Origin of the sequence: Mycobacterium sp. E2699, assembly GCF_001666745.1 — a bacterium.
Taxonomy (GTDB): domain Bacteria; phylum Actinomycetota; class Actinomycetes; order Mycobacteriales; family Mycobacteriaceae; genus Mycobacterium.
On sequence record NZ_LZJH01000004.1, the window covers coordinates 45,342 to 51,939 of the forward strand.

Genomic DNA, 6,598 nt, shown 5'->3' on the forward strand with positions numbered 1-6,598 from the left:
AGGGCAGGATCGGCAGACATGGATCAGCTATGGGCCAACCGGGCGGCCAGCTCCGAAGCCGCTGTCGCGCAGCGACACCTGAAACGGCTGTGGGCGCTGCCCGGAACCCAGCTGGGGGTGGTGGCCTGGCCGTCGAACCGCAAGGACCGGCTGTTCGGCACCTGGCACTACTGGTGGCAGGCGCACCTGCTGGACTGCCTGACCGACGCGCAGGTCCGCGACCCGCAACCCCACCGGCGCACGATGATCAACCGTCAGGTCCGCTCCCACCGGCTACGCAACAACCTGCGTTGGACCAACAGCTATTACGACGACATGGCGTGGCTGGCGCTGGCGCTGGAACGCGCCGCCCGGCTCGCCGGCGTCGAGCGCCATCGCGCGCTGCCCAAGCTCGCCGAGCAGTTCGTCACCGCGTGGGCGCCCCAGCACGGCGGCGGCATCCCCTGGCGCAAGCAGGACCGGTTCTTCAACGCCCCGGCCAACGGCCCGGCCGGCATCTTCCTCGCCCGCTACGGCGACCACCTGCAACGTGCCGACCAGATGAGCGACTGGATCGACCGCACCCTGATCGACCCCGAGACGCACCTGGTGTTCGACGGCATCAAGGACGGCTCGCTCGTCCGCGCGCAATACACCTACTGCCAGGGCGTCGTGCTGGGCCTGGAGACGGAGCTCGCCGCGCGCACCGGCGCGGAGGCCAGGACCCGGCACCGGGCCCGGGTGCACCGGCTGGTCGCGGCGGTCGGCGAGCAGATGGCGCCGGCGGGCGTGCTGCGGGGCGCCGGCGGCGGGGACGGCGGCCTGTTCGCCGGCATCACCGCCCGCTACCTCGCGCTGGTCGCCACCGCCCTGCCGGGGGACTCCGCCGACGACGCTGTGGCCCGCGACACCGCACGCACCATCGTGCTGTCGTCGGCGAAATCGGCCTGGGACTACCGGCAGACGGTCGACGGGCTGCCGCTGTTCGGCGCGTTCTGGGACCGCGACGCCGTACTGCCCCCGGAAAACGCCGCGGGCGGCGAACAGGCGCAATTCGTCGAGGGCGCGGTGAACGCCTCCGAGGTCGCCGAGCGGGATCTGTCGGTGCAGCTTTCGGGCTGGATGCTGATGGAGGCCGCCTGTAACGTCACCGCCGTGAGCGAGACATGAGCGAACTGGGCGGCGGCTGGATCCCCGACGAGGCGACGCTCGCCAAAGCCAACCTCACCCGCTTCATGGCCTGGCTGGCCGAGACCGGGCGTGGCGAGTACCGCGACTACCAGGCCCTGTGGGCGAAGTCGGTGGACGACATCGACTGGTTCTGGGACGCCGTCTGGACCTACTTCGACATCCGGGCGGACAGCCCGCCCCGCGCGGTGCTCGGCAAGCGGTCCATGCCGGGCGCCGAGTGGTTCCCGGGCGCCACGCTCAACTACGCCACCGAGATATTCCGGCACGCCACCGGTGAGCGCCCGGCCATGATCGTCGTCGGCGAGGACGGCTTCACCGAATGGTCGTGGGCGAGGCTGCAGCGCGAGACGGCGGCGTTCGCGGCCTACCTTCGCACCATCGGCGTCAAGCCCGGCGACGCCGTCGTCGGGTACCTGCCCAACGTCGGCGAGGCCGTCGTCGCCGCGCTTGCCGCGGCCGCCGTCGGCGCGATCTGGGCGGTGTGCAACCAGGACGTGTCGGTCGACGGCGTCATCGCCCGGCTCGGCCAGGTCGAGCCGGCCGTGCTGGTGGCCACCGACGGCTCGGTGTACGCCGGCAAGCGCATCGATCGGCGCGCCGAGCTGGAAACGATCCGGCAGGCGATGCCCACCCTGAAGGCCACCGTGGTGGTGCCGCGGCTCGGGCTCGACGGCGCCGCCGGCATCGTGCCGTGGGCCGCGGCCGTCGAAAACGAGGCCCCCCTGGACATCACGGCGGTCCCGTTCGCGCACCCGCTGTGGGTGATGTTCTCGTCGGGAACGACCGGCAAGCCCAAGGGCATCGTGCACGGGCACGGCGGCGTCGTGCTCGAGCACCTGAAATACCTGAACCTGCAACTCGAGCTGTACCCCGGCGACCGCTTCCTGTGGTACTCGTCGACCAGCTGGATGATGTGGAACCTGCTGGTGTCCGGCCTGCTGGCCGACGCGACCATCGTGCTCTACGACGGCAGCCCGACGCACCCGGGCACCGACGGCCTCTGGCGGGTCGCCGCCGAGGCCGGTGTCACGGTGCTCGGCGCCGGCGCGGGATACCTGTTGGCTTGTGCCAAAAAGGAATTGAAGCCCGGCGCGTCGTACCCGCTGGAGGCCGTGCGTGCGGTGGGATCCACCGGGTCGCCGCTGCCGGCGTCCGGATTCCGTTGGGTGCAAGAGGGACTCGGCCGAGCGGTCCCGGTGACCTCGATGAGCGGCGGCACCGACGTGTGCACGGCCTTCATCGGCGGCTGCTCGATCCTGCCGGTGGTGGCCGGCGAGCTGTCCTGCCTGTGCCTGGGCGCGGCGATCGAGGCCTGGCAGGGCGAGGGGAACCCCGTCATCGGGGAAGAGGGCGAGCTGGTGCTGACCAAGCCGATGCCGTCGATGCCGGTGTTCTTCTGGAACGACGACGACGGCAGTCGCTACCGCGCCGCCTACTTCGACAAGTACCCGGGCGTGTGGTGCCACGGGGACTGGATCACCATCACCGACCGGGGATCGGTTGTGGTGCATGGCCGTTCGGACGCCACCCTGAACCGGATGGGCGTGCGGATGGGCAGCGCGGAGATCTATACCGCCGTCGAACGCATGCCCGAGGTGACCGACTGCCTGGTGGTCGGCGTCGAGCAGGATGACGGCGGCTACTGGATGCCGCTGTTCGTGCACCTGGCCGACGGCGTCGAATTCGGCGACGCGCTGCGGTCGAGGATCGTCGCCGAGATCCGCCAGCACGCCTCGCCGCGACACGTGCCCGACGACATCCTCGACGTTCCCGGCATCCCGCGGACGCTGACCGGCAAGCGGCTGGAGATCCCGATCAAGCGGATCCTGCTCGGGACCGCGCCGCACGAGGCCGTGCAGCAGAGTTCGATCGACCGGCCCGACCTGCTAGACGCTTTCGTTGCGTACCGCAGAAGTCGGGTGTCCTGACTCGGGCTCCTGTCCGGCCGGGCGCCGGCGCCCCCGGTAGGCGCGCCAGGCGGCGATGAACGCCGGGATCAGCGACACGAACAGGATGCCCAGGATGATCTTCTCCAGGTTCTGGTGCACGAACGGCACGGTGCCCAGGAAGTAGCCGGCCAGCGTCACACCGGCGCCCCACAGGATGCCGCCGACGATGTCGAACCCGAGGAACACCGGGTAGCGCATGTACGACACCCCGGCGACCGGCGGGACGAACGTCCGCACGAACGGGGCGAACCGGGCCAGGATGATCGCCCACGGCCCGTACTTCTCGAAGAACGCGTGCGACTCCGTCACGTAGTGCTTCTTGAAGAAGCGGGAGTCTTCCTTCTTGAACAGCGCCGGCCCGATCCGCCGCCCGATGAAGTAACCGCACTGGTCGCCCAGGATCGCGACCACGGCGACCGCCGGAGCCAGCACCCAGATGCTCGCCGGCGGGTTCGGGTGCGCGGCCAGCAGCCCGCCGGTGAACAGCAGCGATTCGCCGGGGAGCAGCGGAAACAGCAGCCCCGTCTCGATGAAGACGATGACGAGGATGCCGGGCAGCACCGCGGATCCGAAGACGCCGCCCGCGCCCAACCAGTACATCGGGTCGAGGATGTCCGGCAGGGCCGTCACGGTGGTGCTCACGATGCTTCAACATACCTTTGTTGCGATACTGGATGGGCCCAGCCGCCAGGAGGAGCCCATGCCCGTCGCCACCCCCGAGGTTTACGCGGAGATGCTGGGCCGCGCCAAACAGAACTCCTACGCCTTCCCGGCCATCAACTGCACCTCCTCGGAGACGGTCAACGCCGCGATCAAGGGCTTCGCCGACGCCGGCAGCGACGGCATCATCCAGTTCTCCACCGGCGGCGCGGAGTTCGCCTCCGGCCTCGGGGTCAAGGACATGGTGACCGGGGCCGTCGCGCTGGCCGAGTTCACCCGCGTCGTCGCCGCCAAGTACCCCGTCCACGTCGCGCTGCACACCGACCACTGCCCCAAGGACAAGCTGGACAGCTACGTGCGCCCACTGCTGGCGATCTCGGCGGCGCGGGTGAGCGCGGGCGGCGATCCGCTGTTCGGGTCGCACATGTGGGACGGCTCCGCGGTGCCGATCGACGAGAACCTCGTCATCGCGCGGGAGCTGCTCAAGGAGGCCGCCGCCGCGAAGATCGTCCTGGAAATCGAGATCGGCGTGGTGGGTGGCGAGGAGGACGGCGTCGTGGGCGAGATCAACGACAAGCTCTACACCACGCCCGAGGACTTCGAGAAGACGATCGACGCGCTGGGCCACGGCGAGCACGGGAAGTACCTGCTGGCCGCGACGTTCGGCAACGTGCACGGCGTCTACAAGCCCGGCAACGTCAAGCTGCGCCCCGACATCCTGGCCCGGGGGCAGCAGGTGGCGTCCGCCAAGCTCGGGTTACCCGATGACGCCAAGCCGTTCGACTTCGTCTTCCACGGCGGTTCGGGCTCGCTGAAGTCGGAGATCGAGGAGGCGCTGCGCTACGGCGTGGTGAAGATGAACGTCGACACCGACACCCAGTACGCGTTCACCCGCCCGATCGCGGGCCACATGTTCGGCAACTACGACGGCGTGCTCAAGGTCGACGGCGAGGTGGGCGTGAAGAAGGCCTACGACCCGCGCACCTACCTCAAGCTGGCCGAGGCCGGCATGACCGCGCGCGTCGTGGAGGCCTGCAACGACCTGCACTGCGCGGGCAGGTCGCTCGGCTGAGATTGCCGAGCAGACGCAAAAGCCCCCGACACGCCGACGAATTGGGGGCTTTTGCGTCTGCTCGCAATCGAAAGTCAGCCGCTCGGGGACTGGCAGATCTTCCACTGGTCGTCGCGGTATTGCAGGTCGAGGCTGCGGGTCGAGCGCAGCGACGGGTCGTAGGCCATAAAGGTGGTGATGTTCGCCTCGGCGTGCTGGCCGTTGACGACGACCTGGTCGATGCTGGCGATCACCGGATACTGCTTGGCCGCCGACACCCGCTGGTAGGTCTCCTGCCACGCGTGCTCGTCGTAGTCCACATACCCGTCGCGGGCGTTCCCGCACGTGATGGTGCGCAGGGCGGTCAGGTCGCCCCGCTGCACCGCGACGTCGTACCGCTGGATGATGTGCCGAACCTGGTCTTCCTCAGAGACTTTCGAGTGCTTGCCGCGGGTCAGCAGCACGGTGCCCAGGATCGCGATCGCGGCCAGCGCCAGCACGACCACCACCAGCGCCAGCACCCAGCCCCAGTTGACCTGCCGGGTGGTCTTCAGCTTCGCGCCGAGTCGCGGCGGAATCGATTGGGGCACAGCGGCTTTCGGTGGTACGCCCATTTGCGTCGTCGCCCCCTCGGGGCCCGGCGAGGACTCGAACACCTCCGTCGCGGGTTCCCCCGCGGTCGCGATGATCTGGGTTTCCTTCGCGTCGAAGCCGGGTGCGGTGAAACGGCGTTCCCGTTGCGCCCCTTCGGGATTCGCTTCGGGATCGTTGCCCTGATCGGGTTTGTTGATCACGACGGTCTCGGTCTCGGGGTCGTTGGGCACCATCGGCCGGCCCGCGGCCCCCTCGTCGCCGCTCGCTTCACCGGCCGCCTCGCCGCTGTTGAAGGCCCGTTCGCCGCGCCTCGGCGCGGGGCCGCGGTCGGGCTCGGGTGCATTGGGCATGCAAGGAGCTTAGCGACCCGTCCCGGGGGGACGGCAAAATAGACACCATGACGTCGATGGGAGATCTCCTCGGACCCGATCCGATCCTGCTGCCCGGCGACAGCGACGCCGAGGCGGAGCTGCTTGCCAACGAAAACCCGAGCTCCGTCGCCGCCGCGCATCCGTCGGCGTCGGTGGCCTGGGCAACCCTGGCCGAGGCGGCTTTAGCTTCCGGGACGGTCGACGCGGCCGTCACGGCCTACGCCTATGCCCGCACCGGCTACCACCGCGGGCTGGACCAGCTGCGGCGAAACGGCTGGAAGGGCTTCGGGCCGGTGCCTTACGCGCACGAGCCCAACCGCGGCTTCCTGCGCTGCGTGGCGGCGCTGGCCAAGGCCGCCGACACCATCGGCGAGACCGACGAATACCTGCGCTGCCTGGACCTGCTCGACGACTGCGACCCGGCGGCCCGCGCGGCGCTGGGGCTTCAGTAGCTCCCTAATAGCTTTCCGAGCATTCGGCGCCGCCCGGGCACTCGATCTGGACGGTCGCGTGGTCCAGCCCGCGCGCCGACAGCACCGCGCGGGCGTCCTGCAGCACCCGGGCCGAGTCGCCGTCGCTGGTCAGGTGCGCGGTGCACATGTCCTTGCCCGGCGACAGCGTCCACACGTGCAGGTCGTGCACCTCGGTGACGCCGTCGACGGCGCCGAGCGCGCTGCGCAACTCCTCCACGTCGATGTGGGCCGGCGACGTCTCGGACAGGATCCGCAGCGCCGCGCGGGCCGCCGGGTCGCAGTCGTCGAGCAGGTCCAGGCAGCGCAGGTATTCGTCGGTCTCGCCGATGG

6 protein-coding genes and 1 pseudogene are annotated in these 6,598 nt (G+C 69.8%); 4 read left to right on the forward strand and 3 right to left on the reverse strand.

Annotation, left to right across the window (positions count from 1 at the left end; all coding sequences use genetic code 11):
* Positions 1–18: 18 nt before the first annotated feature.
* Entirely contained in the window at positions 19–1,149 is a 1,131-nt protein-coding gene (locus A5696_RS00215; protein WP_067871567.1) for a glycoside hydrolase family 76 protein, read from the forward strand.
* Positions 1,146–3,098: an acetoacetate--CoA ligase gene (locus A5696_RS00220; RefSeq protein WP_067871570.1), complete on the forward strand. Its 1,953-nt coding sequence runs from the start codon at positions 1,146–1,148 to the stop codon at positions 3,096–3,098. The genes A5696_RS00215 and A5696_RS00220 overlap by 4 nt, the downstream gene beginning before the upstream one ends.
* Here A5696_RS00220 and A5696_RS00225 read toward each other — a convergent pair.
* Complete coding sequence (locus A5696_RS00225) at positions 3,057–3,761, reverse strand: VTT domain-containing protein (RefSeq protein ID WP_067871573.1); 705 nt, start codon at positions 3,759–3,761, stop codon at positions 3,057–3,059. The two genes, A5696_RS00220 and A5696_RS00225, sit on opposite strands and share 42 nt — an antisense overlap.
* Positions 3,762–3,819: 58 nt before the next feature.
* Between A5696_RS00225 and fbaA the strand changes: the two genes are divergently transcribed.
* Entirely contained in the window at positions 3,820–4,851 is a 1,032-nt protein-coding gene (fbaA, locus tag A5696_RS00230) for a class II fructose-bisphosphate aldolase (protein WP_067871595.1), read from the forward strand.
* Between the two features lie 74 nt (positions 4,852–4,925).
* On the opposite strand, the gene A5696_RS00235 is transcribed toward fbaA, so the two are convergent.
* Positions 4,926–5,774, reverse strand: coding sequence for a hypothetical protein (locus A5696_RS00235; RefSeq protein ID WP_067871576.1), 849 nt, complete (start codon positions 5,772–5,774; stop codon positions 4,926–4,928).
* A gap of 47 nt (positions 5,775–5,821) precedes the next feature.
* On the opposite strand from A5696_RS00235, the gene A5696_RS00240 reads away from it, so the two are divergent.
* Entirely contained in the window at positions 5,822–6,247 is a 426-nt protein-coding gene (locus tag A5696_RS00240; RefSeq protein WP_067871579.1) for a DUF3151 domain-containing protein, read from the forward strand.
* Between the two features lie 4 nt (positions 6,248–6,251).
* On the opposite strand, the pseudogene A5696_RS00245 reads toward A5696_RS00240, so the two are convergent.
* A pseudogene (locus A5696_RS00245) lies at positions 6,252–6,598 on the reverse strand (hypothetical protein); the annotation flags it as partial.

Bases quoted from the DNA above. Each gene is read 5' to 3' on its own strand.
- A5696_RS00215 (WP_067871567.1), top strand. From the start codon at position 19: ATGGATCAGCTATGGGCCAACCGGGCGGCCAGCTCCGAAGCCGCTGTC.
- A5696_RS00220 (WP_067871570.1), top strand. From the start codon at position 1,146: ATGAGCGAACTGGGCGGCGGCTGGATCCCCGACGAGGCGACGCTCGCC.
- fbaA (WP_067871595.1), top strand. From the start codon at position 3,820: ATGCCCGTCGCCACCCCCGAGGTTTACGCGGAGATGCTGGGCCGCGCC.
- A5696_RS00235 (WP_067871576.1), bottom strand. From the start codon at position 5,774: ATGCCCAATGCACCCGAGCCCGACCGCGGCCCCGCGCCGAGGCGCGGC.
- A5696_RS00240 (WP_067871579.1), top strand. From the start codon at position 5,822: ATGACGTCGATGGGAGATCTCCTCGGACCCGATCCGATCCTGCTGCCC.